Source organism: Alkalimonas cellulosilytica, assembly GCF_036325985.1.
In the GTDB taxonomy this organism is placed as follows: domain Bacteria; phylum Pseudomonadota; class Gammaproteobacteria; order Enterobacterales; family Alteromonadaceae; genus Alkalimonas; species Alkalimonas cellulosilytica.
Window position 1 is genome coordinate 1 of the sequence record NZ_JAUHLI010000009.1, and the last position, 17401, is coordinate 17401.

The following is a 17401-nucleotide window of genomic DNA, read 5'->3' on the forward strand; positions in this document are numbered from 1 at the left end:
GCCTCGTTCAGATCGACATCAACATGTTTGAGCGATAGCGACAAATGTGCCGGGAGCACATTTGAACAGCTTTAGCTGGCCCGAAGGGCGTAGGGCAGGATGCCCGGAGTAGTTGTTGTGGCGAGCCTGAAGGAGGTTTCAGCCTGGAGCTCGAGCAGACTTTATTTAGCAGGAGTACATTTGAACAGCTTAAATTAGCCCGAGGATCGTGGGGCAGGATGCCTGAAGTAATTGTTGTGGTGTCCCTTAAAGAGGCAGCAGCATGGAGCCAAAACCGCTCTAGAGTGTTAGGCAATCAAATAAAGTTTATGGCTCAAATGCCTCAGTTAATAGGCATGGCTTACTTAAGTGGTAACCCTGAAAAAGGGTAACACTATAGTCCTTCATAAGCTGATAGGTTTCTTCTGTTTCGATAAAAGGCGCTATTGGCTCAATGCCCATGCTTTTAGCCATATCAATGATGCAGCGGATCACTGCCATATTTAACGGCTCGTTGGTCAGCTTACGCATAATATTGGCGTCTATTTTGAGGTAATCTAGCGGTAATTGTTTTAACAAATTAAAGGTAGATAGCCCGCTACCAAAGTTGTCCAGGCAAATAAGGCAGCCCAGATCACGGGCTTGTTGAATAAAAGTCACTGTGCTGGATAGAAATTCTACAGCAATGTATTCGTCGACTTCAAAACAAATGGTGTTTGCATCGAGCTGGTAATGGTGCAGCCTATCCGCCACAAAGTGAATAAAGTCGGGATCAATAATGGAAGCTGCTGAAATATTAAGGTGGCTGCAAGCGGTCTGGTTTAACTGTACTTGATGCTGATACAGCCAGGCGAAGTAATGCTCAATCACCCAACGGTCGATGCGTTGGGCCAAATGAGCTTTACGTGCTGCTGGCATAAAGTTAGCAGCAGAAATCAAGTGACCAGCATCGGCTCTGTAGCGTAATAAAACCTCATACCGTGATTTTTCTTCCGGCTTCAGTGGTTTTAAATACTGCAAGTTAAGTACAAATTTATTATTGTTAAGTGCATCACGAACCTTAGTTTCCCACTCCACTTGCTCTGACTGTTTTATAGGTTGCTCATCGTCGTCCGGTTGATGCATGTGGATTCGATTGTATCCCTTCCTCTTAGCTTGCTGACAGGCTTGAGCAACCCTTCCTAACGCCAGACTGGCATCACTGTCTGCTGGTGTAAGGTTGAGAACACCAATACTGATATGAAAGCGGAAGATATGCTCTTGCCAGATAAAACGAAATCCTCGTAATTCATCAAGTAGCCGATAGGATTGAATAAAGGCCTCCTGCGATCCTTTATCTGGTAAGTAGGCAACGAAAGTATCCGCGGAGACGCGTGCCAAAGGTTGATTGGCAAGCTCTTGTTGCAGTTTCGCAGCTACTTGGCGCAGCAGGGCATCGCCGGCTGCTTGTTCGCATTGATCATTGATGCGCTTGAAATCAATCAGGTCTATTTGTAGCAGGGCACCAGCCTGATTAGCTGACAAAGCTTGTTGCAGCAACGCAATGAATGACGATAGATTTAATAACCCTGTTAGGTTGTCAGTTTCATTCAGCTGTTGTTGGCGTAACTTGGAGTATGCTTCTTCGCTAAGAGGCGCCAGTTTGGCACAAATGACCTTCTCTGCTTCCTTGCCTGGCATGGATATAAACTCAGCGGTAACAGCAACAAAATTATCGGCAGCCTGGTCTGGGTTGAGCTGCATAATAACTGGGGCATCTTCTTGTATTACTTGAGGAAACAATAAGGCCCAATCGGGTAATATTTTTTCCAACAGCGTTGTAGTTGAACGCGTAGCTTGCTCTGATGTTGTTGCAGCTGTAAGCCCGGTAAGATCATAAAAGCGACTGTTCGCTTGTAACAGCTGACCGGTTTCTGATGTGACAAAGATAGCATCGTTTGATTGTTGAAAGAATAATTGCCCAAAGCTCTGCTGGCTTAGCGATGGAGCTCCTGCATGGCTGGTGGTATCGCTTGTATCTTGATGGTGCGCGTAATGATAGCTGATTAATGTCATGCTAATGATAAGTGCTGCCAGCAATCCTTGATTCCACAATAATGGAAGTTGCAATAAGCCAAACTCGGACACCATAAGCAGCCCGCCACACAATAATAAACACAGCCAGGCAAGTGCAAAGAAACGGGCAGTGACATGGCCCTGCAAAAAGTGTGTAAATGAAACAAAAGAGTTGCTGATAAGTACTGTTAGAGAACAAGCCAGCAAAAGCTGGACGCGGAGCTGGCCATCGGCGAACAATGGACTGAAAAGCAGGCTAAGGCTCAGGAACTGATTCAGCAAAAATAACCAACGCCATGGTAGTCGTTGGAATGACGACAGCGCCAGGTAGGTAAATTGATTCAGGCAAAGTAATGTGAGGCCGGACAACACATAAAGAATGGCCGAGTTGATCTCTGGCTGATTAGGCCAAATGTGAGCAAAAGCCTGGCCACTTAAGGTGGCAATGACCAGCGAAAGGCTCAGATAACAGCCAGCTTGGTACAGATACAACGAGCGTTGCCTTCGAAGCAGCAAATAGCAATTGTAGAGCACCAGCGCGAACAGCAAGCCCTGAATGATGCCTTCAATCAGGCTGAGCTGAGTTTGAGCTGCATTGAAATGTTCTTGCTGCCACAAGTTGAGTTGCAGTGGTACCAGCCCCGCATCCTGGATCTTAAGGAAGATATCCACTTCCTGAGTGGGCTCCAGTGTCAATGGAAAAGCAAAACTAGGGGTAGGTAACAATCGTTCCGCAAAGGGGTAATCACTGCCCGTATGGTAATGTTGTAATAACCGCTGTTGCTGACGGTCAAACAGTACTTTGGTGACTTGATCGGCCAATGGAAAATCATAATGGATGATGCTGTTCAGCGGGGTATTGCCTGAGTACTGCAATCGAACAAATAACCAAACCACTTGCCCCGGCTCAATTTGAGCTTTTTTTTGCTCACCAACCAATTGAAAAGCATGGTGCATTGCTGGGTTTAACAGAAAATCCTCTACTTCAACACTGTCATCCGTGATTTGAAAATACAAGGTATCACGTAAGGACAGCTGCTCAAGCTGCTGATCAATTACACGGCTTTTGGCATAATGGGCCTGAGTGATGCAAGAAAATAGCATGCAAAAAAGAATCACTGGAATTCGTGCAATCAAAGCATCCCTCTCTGAGTAAATCCTGAGCAAGCGTATCTTAAAGTTATCTGAGCTTCAGGTCTATCTTTGCGCTTTGTTATCACGTTTTTATCATGACCAGAGTTTGCCAGGGCTTGGCTCATTTAGCAGATAATCCGTGATTTCTGTTAAGAAAGTGGCACCGTAGCGGCTAAGTTTGGTGAGACCAACACCGCTCACTTGCAGCATGGCGTGTTCATTCTCAGGTAAGCGTTGACACATATCAATTAAGGTGGCGTCGCTGAACACCATAAAGGGGGCAATATCCTCCTGCTCCGCCAATTGCTTGCGCAGTCGTTTTAAGCGTGCGAACAGCGCTTTATCGTAGTTTTGTGGTTTACGCTTGTCTTTACTACTGCTGGCATGCAGACGAGGTACTGCCAACTGCAAAGGTTGTTCTCCCCGAAGTACCGGCCTGGCAGCAGGTTGTAACTTTAAAGCAGCATGTTGTGTGATGTCTTGCTGCAAGAAGCCGAAATGCACGAGTTGGCGTAAAATACTGAGCCAGAAATCATGGCTGTAATCCTGGCCTAAACCCCAGGTAGATAATTGATGATGGCCGTATTGCTGCACTTTTTGGCTGTTGCTACCGCGTAATACCTCGATGACATGACCCATACCAAACCGTTGACCGACCCGGTACACGCACGACAAGGCTTTTTGTGCCAATTCGGTGCCATCAAATTGCTTAGGGGGGGATAGGCAAATATCGCAGTTGCCGCAAGGCGTTTGACGCGCTTCGCCAAAGTAGTTCAGCAGCACCAAGCGGCGGCAGGTCTGTGCTTCGGCAAAGGAAGCCATCGCAGAGAAACGCTGACGGGCTACCCGGGCGCGCTGTTCGTTCTCTTCTTGATCGATCCAATGATAAATGCGGGCAACATCAGCGGGATCGAACAGCGTTAATGCCTCTGCCGCTACGCCATCACGCCCTGCGCGGCCGGTTTCCTGATAATAGGATTCGATGGTACGGGATAGCTCATAGTGGACTACGAAACGGATATTGGATTTATTGATGCCCATGCCAAAGGCGACTGTGGCAACGATCACCTGAATATCATCGCGTTGAAAGGCATCCTGCACCCGGCTGCGGCTCTCAGAGTCCATGCCGGCATGATAGGCCGCGCTGACAAAGCCACGTTCCTGCAATTGGCTGGCCAGCTCATCCACTTTGCGTCGGGAATTGCAGTACACCACACCACTTTGGCCATCCTGTTGTTTCAGGTAACTAACCAGCTGCTCCAACGGACGAAACTTTTCCTGAATAGTATAACGGATGTTGGGCCGATCAAAGCTGCCAACGTACTCCTGGTGCTGCTGCAAACCAAGTTGTTGCACGATATCCTGGCGGGTTGCGGCATCAGCAGTAGCGGTCAGTGCCATCAGCGGTACCGAAGGAAATCGTTCTTTGAGCAGCGCCAGCGCCATGTAATCCGGCCGGAAATCATGGCCCCATTGTGAGATGCAATGAGCTTCATCAATGGCAAACAAACTCACACCAAGCTCACTCAGGCGCTCCAGAAATTGAGGCTGCAATAAGCGTTCAGGGGCAACATACAGCAGTTTGAGTTGTTGCTGACGCAGCTTACCGTATATGGCCAGTACTTCTTCGCGGCTAAGGCTGCTGTTGATAAACTCGGCGGCAACGCCGTTGGCTTTCAGTGCATCCACCTGATCTTTCATCAGTGACATTAAAGGGGATACCACGACAGTAACATGCGATAGCAGCAAGGCCGGTAGCTGGTAACACAGGGACTTACCACCTCCGGTTGGCATCAGGACAAAGCTATCCCTGCCAGCCAGGGCAGCATCTATCACTTCCAACTGCCCAGGGCGAAAGCTGCTGTAGCCAAAGTAAGTTTTCAGATGCTGGAGTAGGGTATCGTGCACAGGGTTTCGCAATTTGCCGGATAAAGCGGCATTGTAATCAAATCAGCTGCTGCTGTCTGCATCCGTGCCCTTGCCTGGCAGGGCAAAGCCAGTTAGTCTTAGCAGGTCCAACCAGAAGAGTTCAGACCATGAAGCATGCGGATTTATTGCCATTAATTGCCACAACCTTTGAGCAAATGCCGTTCAATCAGTTGCTTGGGTTGAAAGTCACCCGCTTTGATTTGGAGCAGGCAGAGGTTTGTTTTGATTGGTCTGATCAATTGATCGGTAACCCGTTGCAAAAAATTATGCATGGAGGGGTGATTGCATCGGTGCTGGATGTGGTAGGCGGCATTATGGCGGTATCCAGTGCGCTTAGCCGGATGCAGGCTATTCAACAGGATGAGCTACTGAATCGTCTTGGCAAAATGAGTACCATTGACATCCGTACTGACTACCTGCGCCCCGGCCGGGGCCAGCACTTTACTGCTACGGCGCGGGTTATTCGTAGTGGCAATAAAGTGGCTGTGTGCAGGATGGAGTTGCACAATGACAGTGGGGTGCATATTGCGCTTGGAACGGGGACCTATTTAGTTGGCTAAATACAGTCGTACTTGCAGATCCTTTTGGTTAGAATTCAGGCCTGATTTCTAACAGGCTTAGTCATGTCACTGACGCGCGAACAAAAGCTGGGTGGTCTGGCGGCCATCAGCGCCTACACCCTTTGGGGAATAGCCCCACTTTATTTTAAGCAGATTGCTGACATCCCATCGCTGGAAATTCTGGTGCATCGCATTGTGTGGTCCTGCCTGCTGTTGTTGGTTGTGGTACTAGCCATCAGGCAGTGGACCCAGGTACAGGCGGTGCTAAAGCAACCTAAATTGATGAGCTTATTGCTGCTTACCTCAGTGCTCTTGGGCTTTAATTGGTGGTTGTTTATCTGGGCTGTGAATCAGAATCATATGCTGGACGCCAGCCTTGGCTATTACATCAACCCATTGCTGAATGTGTTATTGGGCATGGTGTTTCTGGGAGAGCGCTTGCGGCGCATGCAGTGGTTTGCCCTGGGGCTGGCCGCTTGTGCTGTGCTCTATCAGGTACTCAGTTATGGTGCCTTCCCCTGGATAGCTCTGGCGCTGGCAGGCTCTTTTGCCGTCTATGGTTTGCTTCGAAAAAAACTGGCGGTAAATGCCATCATTGGTTTGTTGCTCGAGTCCTTACTGCTGCTGCCACTGGCCGTCTGGTATTGGTGGTTTGTGGCAGATAGTTATGCCGTCAACCTGTTGCACAACAGTTGGACGCTGAATCTGTGGCTAATGGCGGCCGCCTTGGTAACAACGGTGCCGTTACTGTGTTTTATAGCCGGCGCCCGGCGTTTGCAGCTATCGACCATGGGGTTCTTTCAGTACATTGGTCCGAGTCTGATGTTTGTGTTTGGTGTCTGGCTGTATCAGGAGCCTTTGGCTCAAGAGCGCTTGATCACTTTTGCAGTGATCTGGACTGCCTTGCTGATCTACAGCCTGGATGCCTTGCATGCCAACCGAAAAGCTCGCCCCAAACGCTTAGTTTAAGCGTTAGCAAATTGTTCGCGATTGGGCAGCCAGCGCCTTAGTAATTGCTGGCAGGCTGGTTGATGGTGCTGCCACAGCTCAGTCGCCAGCGCACGGGCTACCGGCAACAGGTACTCATCCCGCTCTAAATCGGCGATTTTAAGCTGTGCCAGTCCGGTCTGGCGGGTACCCAGCAACTCACCCGGGCCGCGGATTTCCAGATCCCGCTGCGCAATCACAAAGCCATCGTTGCTGTCCCGAAGCACGGCCAGTCTGGCCTGAGCGGTTTGCGACAGGGGAGCGTGATACAGCAGTACACAATGTGAAGCAGTACTGCCACGACCAACCCTGCCACGCAATTGATGCAGTTGCGCCAGGCCAAGCCGCTCGGGGTTTTCAATAATCATCAGGCTGGCATTGGGGACATTGACGCCAACCTCAATCACTGTGGTGGCGACCAGTACATCTAGCTCACCCTGACTAAAAGCTTGCATCACCTGCTGCTTTTCCGCAGGTTTTAAGCGGCCATGCACCAGGCCAACACGCACATCCGGTAAGGCCTCCTGCAAGGCGGCACAGCTCTGCTCTGCGGCCTGGCATTGCAGCACATCCGACTCTTCAATCAGGGTGCAGACCCAATACACCTGTCGCTGTTCTTCTGTTACCGATGCCTGCACACGGTCAATCACCTGTTGTCGCCGCGTGTCCGGTATCGCCACCGTAGTGACTGGTGTTCTTCCCGGCGGCAGCTCATCAATAATCGAGGTATCCAGATCGGCATAGGCTGTCATAGCCAGTGTGCGGGGGATTGGGGTGGCTGTCATAATCAACTGGTGCGGTGCGCGGCTGTTGATACCCCCTTTTTCACGCAAGGCCAGACGTTGATGCACCCCAAAGCGGTGCTGCTCATCAATAATCACCAGTGCCAGTTGATGGAAGTGCACATCCTGTTGAAACAGCGCATGGGTACCTATCACCATGGCGGCTTCGCCACTTTGGATCAAATGCAACTGGTGCTGCCTGACTTTTCCCTTGCTCTTGCCTCCCAGCCAGGCCACGGTCAGCCCCAGCGGCTCGAACCATTGACGGAAGTTCTCTGCATGTTGCTCTGCAAGCAGTTCAGTTGGCGCCATTAAAGCCACCTGATAGCCAGCAGCGATCACCTGCAGGGCAGCCAAAGCTGCCACCAGGGTTTTGCCCGAGCCGACATCGCCTTGTACCAGTCGTAGCATCGGTATCGCTTTGGCAAGATCGGTATGGATCTCTGTGACTACCCGCTGCTGGGCGTTCGTAGGTGCAAAGGGCAGTTGTTGTAAAAAGTGGCTAATCAGTTTGCCATCAGGCTCTGTTACAGCAATGCCTTGTTGCGCCTGACATTGTTGTCGTAGCTGGAACATGCTGATTTGCTGGGTGGTTAGCTCTTCTAAGATCAGTCGCTGCTGCGCCGGATGCTGACCTTGCTCTAACTGCTCGAGGCTGGCATCTGGTGGTGGGCGGTGTAAGTAACAGAGTGCATCGGTCAGTGTCCAGCCTTGCTGGCCATTGGTGGGCAGGTATTCCTGTGGGCTGAAGCGTTGCAGGTAACCAAGCGCCAGCTCGGTCAGGTTTCGCCAACTGGCTTGTTTCAGGCCTTCCGTGCTGGGATAAATCGGCGTCAGACTTTCTGCCACCATGATGTTGTCTGTTTCCTGAACGATTTTGTATTCAGGATGCATCATTTCCAGGCCCCGCAAACCGCGCCTTGCCTCACCAAAGCAGCGTAGTTGCACCCCGGGGGTGACGGCCTCTTTTTGTGCTGCACTAAAATGGAAAAAGCGTAACGTGATACTGCCGCTGTGATCACGTAGTTTGACCAGCCAGGAGCGACGCTTGCCAAACTGAACTTCACTGCTCTGTACCGTGCCAAGAATTGTGGTATACATGCCCGGCAATAAGTCGGCAATGGTGCAGACGCGGGTACGGTCTTCATAGCGCAGTGGCAAATGAAACAGGATATCCTGCACACTGTTGATCCCCAGCTTGTGCAGGCGTTCGGCCATTTTGCTGCCGACGCCTTTGAGCTGAGTGATGACCAGATTATCCAGTTGTGTTGCTGCCACGCAGGAAGCCCTTGTTGTTGCTCAATTGTAATCAGTGTACCTTGGCTAGCCAGGAAAAGGCCAGCAGTGCGGCCTATTTATGGTGTGGATGGGCTCGCTGGTAATGCATGGAAATAGCGATGCACCAGATCATCGGCCACCATGGTCTCTATTGCTTCAGTCAGACGTGCTTTGGCATCAGCATTGGGGCTGGCCTTGGATAACCCCAGATGCACAAAGCGCGGCTCACTCAACTGGAAGGAGAAGCTGGCTGTTTTGAATTGCCCATGGTACCGCGGATTACTCTGAATACGATTGCGTGAACTTTGCACCGGGGCTAATAAGGCATCAGCCCGGTTGAGCAGCAGCATATTGAGCCCAGCCTCCAGTGAGTCCACTTCAATCGTTGGTTGGTGACGAGCCACGCTATTCAGGACATCGGCATTATAGGTGTAGCCGCGGATCACCATCAGATTCAGATGACTTAACTCGGCGACTGACCAGATATCTGTGCTGTCCTGACGCAGGAGCACCACTTCAGGCCGGGCATGATCATAAGGGAGCAGATGCATGTACTGCTCGCGCTCCGGGCTGGCGTTCAGGCTGGTCATGACATCAGTTTTGCCCTGCTCCATCATACGCAGACAACGGGCGAAGGGTGTATTGGGACTAAAGCGCAGCTGCACACCGGCGCGCCTGGCTAATTCCTGCATAAAGTCAACAGTTGGACCATAGGGAGCTCCTTGCTCCGGGTAGTGATGACGATTGGGGAAGTCATCCAGGCACCACTCCAGCTCTATGGGTTCTGCTGCCTGTGGCTGAATTGGCAGCAAACAGCCGAGCAATAAAGCGAAAGTGGTGCGAGTTAGAGGCATCCTGGGCGTACCTTTGCTGACTTTAGCATCAGAGCTGTTTGCTGCTTAGTAGGTGGAAGGTACTTCCATCACGCCATCAATTTCAATTTGGGCACCACGCGGCAGGGCACTGACCTGAACGGCGGCTCTGGCCGGGTAGGGCTCATTAAAATACTGGCTCATAATGGTGTTCACGGTCGCAAATTGACTTAAATCGATCAGAAATATATTCACCTTCACCATATCATTCAGGCAGCCTCCGGCGGCATCGCAGACAGCTTGCAGGTTTTTAAATACCTGATGGGTTTGCTCGCTGAAACCTTCAGAGACCATCTCCATGCTGGTTGGAACCAATGGGATCTGACCTGATAAATAGACGGTGGTACCAATTTTCACGGCCTGGCTGTAAGTACCAATGGCTGCCGGAGCGGCATCGGTACGGATAATAACTTTGGACATCTTACTTCCTTCTGTAAATTTTCTGCACATCTGGCATCACGCGGATTTTCCGCATTACATTGGCCAGATGCACCCGGTCGCGTACCGACAGGGTAATGTTAATGATGTACTCACCGGTATCTCGATCATCGGTCGCCAAGTCCTGAATATTGGAGTCCTGCGAGGCGATCAGGGCGGTCAGTTTCGCCAGGACGCCCTGACGATTGATAATGTAAACCCGGATATCGCAAAGGAAGTGCTTATCCTGGGTTTGATCCCAGCGCACCGGGAAGTACTTGGCTGGATCTTTTTCCCACCCTTTGATATTCCGGCAATCGCTGCGATGCACATTCAGGCCTTTACCGGGTGAAGCATTGGCAACGATGGGATCGCCTGGAATGGGGCGACAGCATTTGGCAAAGGTTAGCAGCATGCCTTCTGAGCCGACAATCACAGCTTTACTGTGGCTTTGCTCCTGCGTTGGAACTGCATCATCTGGCGTATCGAAGTCACCCAGCAAACGCCGGGCAATGGCGATGGGCAGCTGGTTGCCAAGGCCAATTTCTACCGCCAGTTCGTCCATTGATTTTTGCCGGGCACTTTGCAGTACCTGTTCTACACGATCGGGCGCGATATCTGCCAGCTTGACATCACCCAGAGCTGAGTTCAGTAAGCGATAGCCCAGACCGGTTGCTTCGCTAAGCTGTTGTTTCTTCAGGTAGTTTCTGATTCCCAAGATGGCGCGGCTGGTCACCACATAGTTGAGCCAGTTGGCATTGGGTTTACCGCCCGGGCTGGTGATGATTTCCACCGTCTGGCCGGTTTCCAGCGGCCGGCTTAAGGGGTAAGGCTTGCGATCGATTCGGGCACCGACACAGCGATTGCCGACATCGGTATGCACGGCATAGGCAAAGTCGACCGCAGTGGCATCAATCGGCAGCTCGATAATACGTCCTTTGGGGGTAAACACATAGAGTTCGTCCGGGTACAGCTCGGATTTGACGTTTTCAACAAATTCATGGGTGGAGCCCGCACTTTGCTGCAGCTCCAACAGGCTTTGCATCCAGCGCCGGGCCCGGATTTGTGCGGTGGTGCCGCTGTGCTCACTGCCGGCTTTGTACATCCAGTGGGCTGCTATGCCCTTATCGGCCATTTCATCCATCTCGGAGGTGCGGATCTGGATTTCGACCGGAATGCCGTGCGGGCCAATTAACGAGGTATGCAGTGATTGATAGCCATTTTGCTTTGGAATGGCGATGTAGTCTTTAAAACGAATTTCAATCGGCTTATACAGATTGTGCACCACGCCCAAGGTGCGGTAGCAGTTGTCGATGCTCTGTACGATCACCCTAAAGGCATAAATGTCCATTACATCGTTGAACATCCGCTCTTTGTTTTTCATCTTTTGGTAGATGCTGTACAGATGCTTTTCACGGCCTGAGACTTCGGCTTCAATGCCGGCATCGGCAATACGGCTGCTGATTTCGCCTTTGACCTTTTCCAGCAATTCACGGCGGTGGCCTCGGGCCTGCTGCACTGCCGATTGCAGCGCGCGGTAGCGCATTGGGTATAAGGCCTTGAACCCGGAGTCTTCCAGTTCATTTTTGATGTTGTGAATGCCCAAACGGTTGGCAATGGGGGCATAGAGTTCCAGCGTTTCGCGGGCGATGCGACGACGCTTTTCCGGGCGCAGGGCACCGATGGTGCGCATATTGTGGGTGCGGTCGGCCAGCTTAATCAGGATCACCCGGATATCCTGCGTCATGGCCATAAACATTTTTTGCAGGTTGGTAACTTCAAATTCCTGATAGTCTTTGAACTTCACCTTATCCAGCTTACTGACACCCTGCACCAGCTCGGCCACGGTATTACCAAAGCGCTCGGCCAGATCCTCTTTACTGAAGGGGGTGTCTTCAATCACATCATGCAGCAAGGCGGCCATCAGGGTTTCATGATCCATCCGCATATCAGCGAGGATACTGGTAACGGCTACCGGATGCGTAATGTAAGGTTCGCCGCTGGAGCGCATTTGCGGGGCATGCGCCTCTCTGGCCAGCAAGTAAGCTTGCTGGATCTGCGCCACCTGGTCGGCGGGCAAGTACGCTTGAATTTGCTGCTTTAAACCTTCAAACAGATACACCTGACCTCCCAAACGGCATCAGCGACAGACTAAAATGATGCTTGTCTTCGTATTTATATCAGAATCGGGCGGTGTTGAGTAGGTTGCCAGCAGCAAAAACGCCGCTGGCGGGCAAGAAAAGAGGGTTTTATTCGTCGCCGCCGATGATGGCTGCAACTGCGGCCATTTCAGTCGCTTCTTGCTGCATTTGGTCCTGGCGCTGTTGCTGGTCCAGGATGGACTCTGTGATCAGGCCTTGTTCAATTTCACGCAGGGCAATGACAGTGGCTTTGTCATTTTCCCACTCTACCAGTGGATCTTTGCCTTCGACAGAGATTTGACGGGCACGGCGGGCTGCGACCAGGATCAGGTCAAAGCGGTTGCCAATTTTATCCACTGCATCTTCAACGGTTACGCGAGCCATTCGCTACTCCAAGTCAACAAGTTGTGCAAGACCCGCTAGTATACGCTAATCCGCTGACTTCGCCAACAGTTGATCCAGCAGATCCTGTTGCCGCTGTTGTTGGCGGATGAGGCGGTTGCGCTGACACAGCACGATGGAGCGCAGCTCCAGCAAAGCTTGCTGAAAATCATCATTCACAATCAGATAGTCGTATTCATCGGCATGGCTCATTTCATCCTGCGCCTTGCTCATCCGTCCGGCAATAATGTCGGCACTGTCCTGGCCACGACTTTGCAGTCGCTGCTGGAGCACATCCAGGCTGGGGGGCAAAATAAAGATGCCAATGGCATCAGGTAGTTGCTGACGAATTTGGCGGGCTCCCTGCCAGTCAATATCCAGAAATACATCGATACCCTGCTGCAGGGTGTGTTCCAGCGTGGTGCGGGAGGTACCGTAGTAATTGCCAAATACCTCGGCCCACTCCAGAAACTCACCAGCTTCAATACGGGCTTTAAAATCATCTACTTTGACGAAGTGATAATGCACACCGTTTTGCTCACCAGGGCGTGGTGCACGGGTGGTGTGCGAAACGCTGACCTGCATATCGGCATGCTGCGCCAACAGCGCCTGGATCAGGCTGGATTTACCAGCCCCGCTCGGGGCCGATACAATGAATAAGTTTCCGGAAACTTGTGCCATCATGTTGTCCTGAGGCCATAAAAGCGTAATTTTACGTTGCCAAAGCGCTGGCTGCAAATACCGCGACAAATACCGCGAATAAGAGCCGCTACTTTTTGGCTGGTTTGGCTTTGACCGATAGCGTCAGGGTAAAAGTGGCCATCGGCTCATCCCCATGCAGGCTGGGGCAAGTCACGATCACCGACACAGGGCGGTTGATGCGCTCACCGCTGGCCAGGGATTCATCAATCATCTGGTCAATCACATCGCCATCGTGGCTGGTAAAATGCACTTTGGCTTCAGGGCGCTTTAAAAAGCTGCCCTGCACATCTTTAAAAGCAAAATTGGCATTCACGCCGCGGGCTTTGGCTTTGCTAAAGACCAAAAAAGCCCCCGCCAAATCCGCGCCAATGGCCAGGGCCCCGAAGTAAATGCTGCCCAAATGGTTTTTGGTGCGCCAGGTGTGCGGCATGGTGACTTCCAGCGTTTTGCTGTTCATCCGCACAATTTTCGGCGAGCAAAAACCAATCAGCGGAATGTATCGCCAGGCAAAGAATTTCAAGCCCCAGTTGGCTTTACGAAGGGAAATGGCCATCTTGCAACTCCATAAAATGTATCGGGCCAGCTTATACTGGTCAGACCATGAAGGCAAGGGTGTTGCGGGTGACCAGGCCGCAAGGCTTTATCCTTGATGGTGGGCTGATCGCAAAAGTCAGCCCGAGAGCAGCTTGATTTTGTGTTATGAGGCGAATAGTAAGGATATTCGCCTCATGGTGTGAGCAGAATAGAGGGGGATACACCTCATTGAAGTACAAGCTGCTAATTAAAGGTACTATTCAATATTCTGGATCTGTTCCCGCATCTGCTCAATCAATACCTTAAGCTCCACCGCTGCATTGGTGATCTCGGTGCTGATGGATTTGGACGACAGAGTGTTGGCCTCGCGGTTGAACTCCTGCATCATAAAATCCAAACGCCGGCCGCAGGCGCCGCCTTTTTTTAAGGTATGGCGGCTTTCTTTGATGTGGGCATCCAGCCTGTCCAGCTCTTCGGCCACATCGGATTTTTGTGCTAAAAAGGCCATTTCCTGCTCCAGCCGGCTTTGATCCAGCTCGCTCTGAATCTCTTTTAACCGGTTGGTGATGCGATCGCGCTGCCACTGCATGGCAACGGGTAAATGGGCACGCACGGTGGCGACGTGTTCGGTGATTTGGCTCAGGCGGCTTTCGATTAAATCGGCCATGGCTTTGCCTTCACGCGCCCGGCTGGCGATGAAGTCATTCAATGCCAGTTGGAAGCCTTCCAGCAAGTCGCTTTGCACCGCATCCAGATCCGCCTGAGGGGTATCCATCACGCCCGGCCAGCGCAGTACGTCCATAATATTGAGCTGGGCGCCGTTGGCCTGGCTTTGCAGCGTATTGGCATGGTTAATCAACTGGCTGGCCAGTTGCTGGTTGATTTGCAGCTCGGTGACGGCTTCGTTGATGCTGTAGCGCAAACTGACTTCAATTTTGCCGCGCTGCAGCTGCTGGCGCAGGGTTTCGCGCAATTTGGTTTCCAGGCTGCGGAACTGCTCTGGTAAGCGGAAAAATGTTTCCAGATAGCGCTGATTAACGGAGCGGATCTCCCACTGGGCATTGCCCCAGTCGGCCTGAATGTCGTGACGGGCAAAGGCGGTCATGCTGTGGATCATCGGGTGGCTTCCCAAATACGGTGAAAAACCCAGTATACCCGAATGCAGCGCAGCTGAACAATTGCCGGGCATTTGCTGCCAAAGGTGCTGCCTTAGGTGCAACTTGACTGGCATTCGGTATAATGACACCACAACTTATCGACGATTACATCCATCAGGAGAGATGCCATGCGTCCCAGCGGCCGAACCGCCAGTCAGATCCGCCCTTTAACCTTTACCCGCCAGTTTACCGCCCATGCCGAAGGCTCGGTGCTGGTGGAGTTTGGCCACACCAAGGTGATTTGCACCGCCAGTGTGGTGGAAGGAGTGCCGCGCTTTATGAAAGGCCAGGGCAAAGGGTGGGTGACGGCTGAGTATGGCATGTTGCCACGTGCAACCCATACCCGTAATGATCGCGAGGCAGCACGGGGTAAGCAAGGCGGCCGCACTATGGAAATTCAGCGGCTGATTGGCCGGGCCCTGCGCACAGCGGTCGATTTAAAGCTGCTGGGTGAGAATACCATTACCATCGACTGCGATGTGATCCAGGCCGATGGCGGTACCCGCACGGCTTCAATTACCGGTGCTTGTGTCGCTCTGGTGGATGCGCTGAACTTTATGCGGGCTAAAGGCATCATTAAAACCAACCCACTGAAGTACATGGTGGCTGCGGTCTCGGTGGGGGTTTTTAAAGGCACTGCTGTAGCCGACCTGGATTACGACGAAGACTCCAACGCCGAAACCGATATGAACGTGGTGATGACCGAAACCGGCAAAATTATTGAAGTGCAGGGCACGGCTGAAACCGAGCCATTTAGTTTTGATGAAATGCAGGAAATGATGGAGCTGGCGCGTCACGCCATTCGCGATATCGTTGATGAGCAAAAGCGGGTGCTGGCGTAAGGAGTTTGGGATGAAAGACTTTCAGCGTGAGTTTATTGAATTTGCCCTGTCGCGTCAGGTGCTGAAGTTTGGCCAGTTTACCTTAAAGTCCGGCCGCATCAGCCCGTACTTTTTCAATGCCGGTTTGTTTAATACCGGCGGCGATCTGGCCAAGCTGGGCCGTTTTTACGCCGCGGCACTGCAGGACAGTGGCATTGAATTCGATCTGCTGTTTGGCCCGGCTTACAAAGGCATTCCGATTGCCACCACCACAGCGGTGGCGCTGGCCGATCATTACCAGCGCGACCTGCCGTACTGCTTTAACCGCAAAGAAGCCAAAACCCATGGCGAAGGCGGCAGTCTGGTTGGCGCACCCTTGCAGGGCCGGGTGATGCTGGTAGACGATGTGATCACCGCCGGTACCGCCATTCGCGAGTCGATGCAGATCATCGCCTCCGCTGGCGCGACCTTAACGGGCGTGCTGATTGCGCTCGACCGGCAAGAGCGTGGCAAGGCTGAGCTGTCGGCGATTCAGGAAGTAGAGCGCGACTTTAGCACCCAGGTGATTTCCATCATTAACTTGACGGATTTAATCAGTTACCTGGCCGATCAACCGCAAATGGCAGAGCATCTGGCAGCGGTGCAGGCCTATCGCGCTGAATACGGCGTGGTGTAAGCGGTTGTTTGCACTGTCATTCGGTGTTCATCTGGGCGCTGTAAGCTGAGTCCGATTAAGGCTTACAGCACTGCGTCAGAGCAGACTTTTTCAAGGGAAAGCCATGGAAAAACCAAATGGTCAGGGACTGGGCCGGGTGATCAAAGCGGCCAAATGCTCGATGCAGGGCTTTGCCGCCACCTGGCGCCATGAGGCGGCGTTTCGCCAGGAAGCCGTGCTGGCGATCCTGTCGGTACCCCTGGCAGCCTGGCTGGCGCAGAGCTTTTTGCAGTTTGTACTGCTGATAGGCGTCTGGTGTCTGGTGCTGATTGTCGAACTACTAAACTCGGCGATTGAAACCCTGACCGATCGGGTCAGCCTGGAGCGGCACGAGCTATCGGGCCGGGCCAAGGATATGGGCTCGGCGGCGGTGTTTTTAAGCCTGGTATTGGTTGCTTTGGTGTGGGGTAGTGCGCTCTACAGCCGGTTTTGGGGCTGACACGAAGACCCAAAGCCGGCCTTCGTGTTCGTTCTATTTACTCGCTACGCCCTGACTAGCTACGCCCTGAGTGACCAAAACCACCTTCGCCACGTGCGCTTTCGTCAAAACTTTCCACCAGATTAAACTCGGCCTGCACCACCGGCACAAAGACCAGTTGCGCCATGCGCTCACCGGGCTCAATGGTAAAGCTGCTGTGGCCGCGGTTCCATACCGACACCATCAACTGGCCCTGATAATCCGAGTCAATCAAGCCCACCAGATTACCCAGCACAATGCCATGCTTATGGCCAAGGCCAGAGCGTGGCAAAATGGTGGCACAGAGGTTAGGGTCGCCAATATGGATGGAAAGGCCGGTTGGGATAAGCTCGGTCTGGCCTGGTTCCAGGGTGAGGGCGCTATCAAGCAAAGCACGCAGATCCAGGCCGGCAGAGCCCGGGGTGGCGTAAGCGGGTAGTGGAAACTCGCTGCCAATGCGCGGGTCGAGAATTTTCAAATCAATGGCTTTTTTCATGTGT

16 protein-coding genes are annotated in these 17401 nt (G+C 52.2%); 5 read left to right on the forward strand and 11 right to left on the reverse strand.

Going from position 1 to position 17401, the window contains the following annotated elements; genetic code table 11:
- Positions 1 to 306 precede the first annotated feature (306 nt).
- Together QWY20_RS09975 and recQ are read right to left on the reverse strand one after the other, a co-directional pair.
- Positions 307 to 3138, reverse strand: coding sequence for an EAL domain-containing protein (locus QWY20_RS09975; RefSeq protein WP_330128875.1), 2832 nt, complete (start codon positions 3136 to 3138; stop codon positions 307 to 309).
- A gap of 123 nt (positions 3139 to 3261) precedes the next feature.
- A complete protein-coding gene (gene recQ, locus QWY20_RS09980) occupies positions 3262 to 5076 on the reverse strand; it encodes a DNA helicase RecQ (protein WP_330128876.1) in 1815 nt (604 codons plus the stop codon).
- A gap of 128 nt (positions 5077 to 5204) precedes the next feature.
- On the opposite strand from recQ, the gene QWY20_RS09985 reads away from it, so the two are divergent.
- Both QWY20_RS09985 and rarD read left to right on the forward strand, forming a co-directional pair.
- Positions 5205 to 5657 (forward strand): thioesterase family protein, encoded by a 453-nt coding sequence (locus QWY20_RS09985; RefSeq protein ID WP_330128877.1) that lies wholly within the window; start codon positions 5205 to 5207, stop codon positions 5655 to 5657.
- A gap of 63 nt (positions 5658 to 5720) precedes the next feature.
- The gene (rarD, locus tag QWY20_RS09990; protein WP_330128878.1) at positions 5721 to 6626 is read left to right on the forward strand and encodes an EamA family transporter RarD; all 906 of its coding nucleotides are present in this window, start codon (positions 5721 to 5723) and stop codon (positions 6624 to 6626) included.
- Here rarD and recG read toward each other — a convergent pair.
- The 8 genes from recG to QWY20_RS10030 all read right to left on the reverse strand — a co-directional run bounded on the left by recG (position 6623) and on the right by QWY20_RS10030 (position 14868).
- Positions 6623 to 8704 (reverse strand): ATP-dependent DNA helicase RecG, encoded by a 2082-nt coding sequence (recG, locus tag QWY20_RS09995; RefSeq protein WP_330128879.1) that lies wholly within the window; start codon positions 8702 to 8704, stop codon positions 6623 to 6625. The genes rarD and recG overlap by 4 nt on opposite strands.
- A gap of 77 nt (positions 8705 to 8781) precedes the next feature.
- Positions 8782 to 9558 carry a substrate-binding periplasmic protein gene (locus QWY20_RS10000; RefSeq protein ID WP_330128880.1) on the reverse strand — a complete coding sequence of 259 codons (777 nt, stop codon included), beginning with the start codon at positions 9556 to 9558 and terminating at the stop codon, positions 8782 to 8784.
- 45 nt (positions 9559 to 9603) lie between these two features.
- Positions 9604 to 9996 carry a RidA family protein gene (locus QWY20_RS10005; RefSeq protein WP_330128881.1) on the reverse strand — a complete coding sequence of 131 codons (393 nt, stop codon included), beginning with the start codon at positions 9994 to 9996 and terminating at the stop codon, positions 9604 to 9606.
- Between the two features lies 1 nt (position 9997).
- Positions 9998 to 12115 (reverse strand): bifunctional GTP diphosphokinase/guanosine-3',5'-bis pyrophosphate 3'-pyrophosphohydrolase, encoded by a 2118-nt coding sequence (gene spoT, locus QWY20_RS10010; protein WP_330128882.1) that lies wholly within the window; start codon positions 12113 to 12115, stop codon positions 9998 to 10000.
- 127 nt (positions 12116 to 12242) lie between these two features.
- A complete protein-coding gene (gene rpoZ, locus QWY20_RS10015) occupies positions 12243 to 12518 on the reverse strand; it encodes a DNA-directed RNA polymerase subunit omega (protein ID WP_228614427.1) in 276 nt (91 codons plus the stop codon).
- Between the two features lie 45 nt (positions 12519 to 12563).
- Positions 12564 to 13196: a guanylate kinase gene (gene gmk, locus QWY20_RS10020; RefSeq protein WP_330128883.1), complete on the reverse strand. Its 633-nt coding sequence runs from the start codon at positions 13194 to 13196 to the stop codon at positions 12564 to 12566.
- A gap of 88 nt (positions 13197 to 13284) precedes the next feature.
- Positions 13285 to 13770 (reverse strand): DUF4442 domain-containing protein, encoded by a 486-nt coding sequence (locus QWY20_RS10025; RefSeq protein WP_330128884.1) that lies wholly within the window; start codon positions 13768 to 13770, stop codon positions 13285 to 13287.
- A gap of 237 nt (positions 13771 to 14007) precedes the next feature.
- Positions 14008 to 14868: a YicC/YloC family endoribonuclease gene (locus QWY20_RS10030; RefSeq protein ID WP_330128885.1), complete on the reverse strand. Its 861-nt coding sequence runs from the start codon at positions 14866 to 14868 to the stop codon at positions 14008 to 14010.
- Positions 14869 to 15036: 168 nt separating this feature from the next.
- On the opposite strand from QWY20_RS10030, the gene rph reads away from it, so the two are divergent.
- The 3 genes from rph to QWY20_RS10045 all read left to right on the forward strand — a co-directional run bounded on the left by rph (position 15037) and on the right by QWY20_RS10045 (position 16883).
- Positions 15037 to 15750 carry a ribonuclease PH gene (gene rph, locus QWY20_RS10035; protein WP_330128886.1) on the forward strand — a complete coding sequence of 238 codons (714 nt, stop codon included), beginning with the start codon at positions 15037 to 15039 and terminating at the stop codon, positions 15748 to 15750.
- 10 nt (positions 15751 to 15760) lie between these two features.
- The gene (pyrE, locus tag QWY20_RS10040; RefSeq protein ID WP_330128887.1) at positions 15761 to 16405 is read left to right on the forward strand and encodes an orotate phosphoribosyltransferase; all 645 of its coding nucleotides are present in this window, start codon (positions 15761 to 15763) and stop codon (positions 16403 to 16405) included.
- Positions 16406 to 16508: 103 nt separating this feature from the next.
- Positions 16509 to 16883 (forward strand): diacylglycerol kinase, encoded by a 375-nt coding sequence (locus tag QWY20_RS10045; RefSeq protein WP_330128888.1) that lies wholly within the window; start codon positions 16509 to 16511, stop codon positions 16881 to 16883.
- 55 nt (positions 16884 to 16938) lie between these two features.
- Here the strand turns inward: QWY20_RS10045 and dut are convergent, their stop codons facing one another.
- Positions 16939 to 17397: a dUTP diphosphatase gene (dut, locus tag QWY20_RS10050; RefSeq protein WP_330128889.1), complete on the reverse strand. Its 459-nt coding sequence runs from the start codon at positions 17395 to 17397 to the stop codon at positions 16939 to 16941.
- Positions 17398 to 17401: the final 4 nt, after the last annotated feature.

Excerpts from the sequence above, each read along its gene's own strand:
- QWY20_RS09975 (WP_330128875.1), bottom strand. The coding sequence starts at position 3,138 with ATGCTATTTTCTTGCATCACTCAGGCCCATTATGCCAAAAGCCGTGTA.
- QWY20_RS09985 (WP_330128877.1), top strand. The coding sequence starts at position 5,205 with ATGAAGCATGCGGATTTATTGCCATTAATTGCCACAACCTTTGAGCAA.
- rarD (WP_330128878.1), top strand. The coding sequence starts at position 5,721 with ATGTCACTGACGCGCGAACAAAAGCTGGGTGGTCTGGCGGCCATCAGC.
- QWY20_RS10000 (WP_330128880.1), bottom strand. The coding sequence starts at position 9,558 with ATGCCTCTAACTCGCACCACTTTCGCTTTATTGCTCGGCTGTTTGCTG.
- QWY20_RS10005 (WP_330128881.1), bottom strand. The coding sequence starts at position 9,996 with ATGTCCAAAGTTATTATCCGTACCGATGCCGCTCCGGCAGCCATTGGT.
- rpoZ (WP_228614427.1), bottom strand. The coding sequence starts at position 12,518 with ATGGCTCGCGTAACCGTTGAAGATGCAGTGGATAAAATTGGCAACCGC.
- gmk (WP_330128883.1), bottom strand. The coding sequence starts at position 13,196 with ATGGCACAAGTTTCCGGAAACTTATTCATTGTATCGGCCCCGAGCGGG.
- QWY20_RS10025 (WP_330128884.1), bottom strand. The coding sequence starts at position 13,770 with ATGGCCATTTCCCTTCGTAAAGCCAACTGGGGCTTGAAATTCTTTGCC.
- QWY20_RS10030 (WP_330128885.1), bottom strand. The coding sequence starts at position 14,868 with ATGATCCACAGCATGACCGCCTTTGCCCGTCACGACATTCAGGCCGAC.
- rph (WP_330128886.1), top strand. The coding sequence starts at position 15,037 with ATGCGTCCCAGCGGCCGAACCGCCAGTCAGATCCGCCCTTTAACCTTT.
- pyrE (WP_330128887.1), top strand. The coding sequence starts at position 15,761 with ATGAAAGACTTTCAGCGTGAGTTTATTGAATTTGCCCTGTCGCGTCAG.
- QWY20_RS10045 (WP_330128888.1), top strand. The coding sequence starts at position 16,509 with ATGGAAAAACCAAATGGTCAGGGACTGGGCCGGGTGATCAAAGCGGCC.
- dut (WP_330128889.1), bottom strand. The coding sequence starts at position 17,397 with ATGAAAAAAGCCATTGATTTGAAAATTCTCGACCCGCGCATTGGCAGC.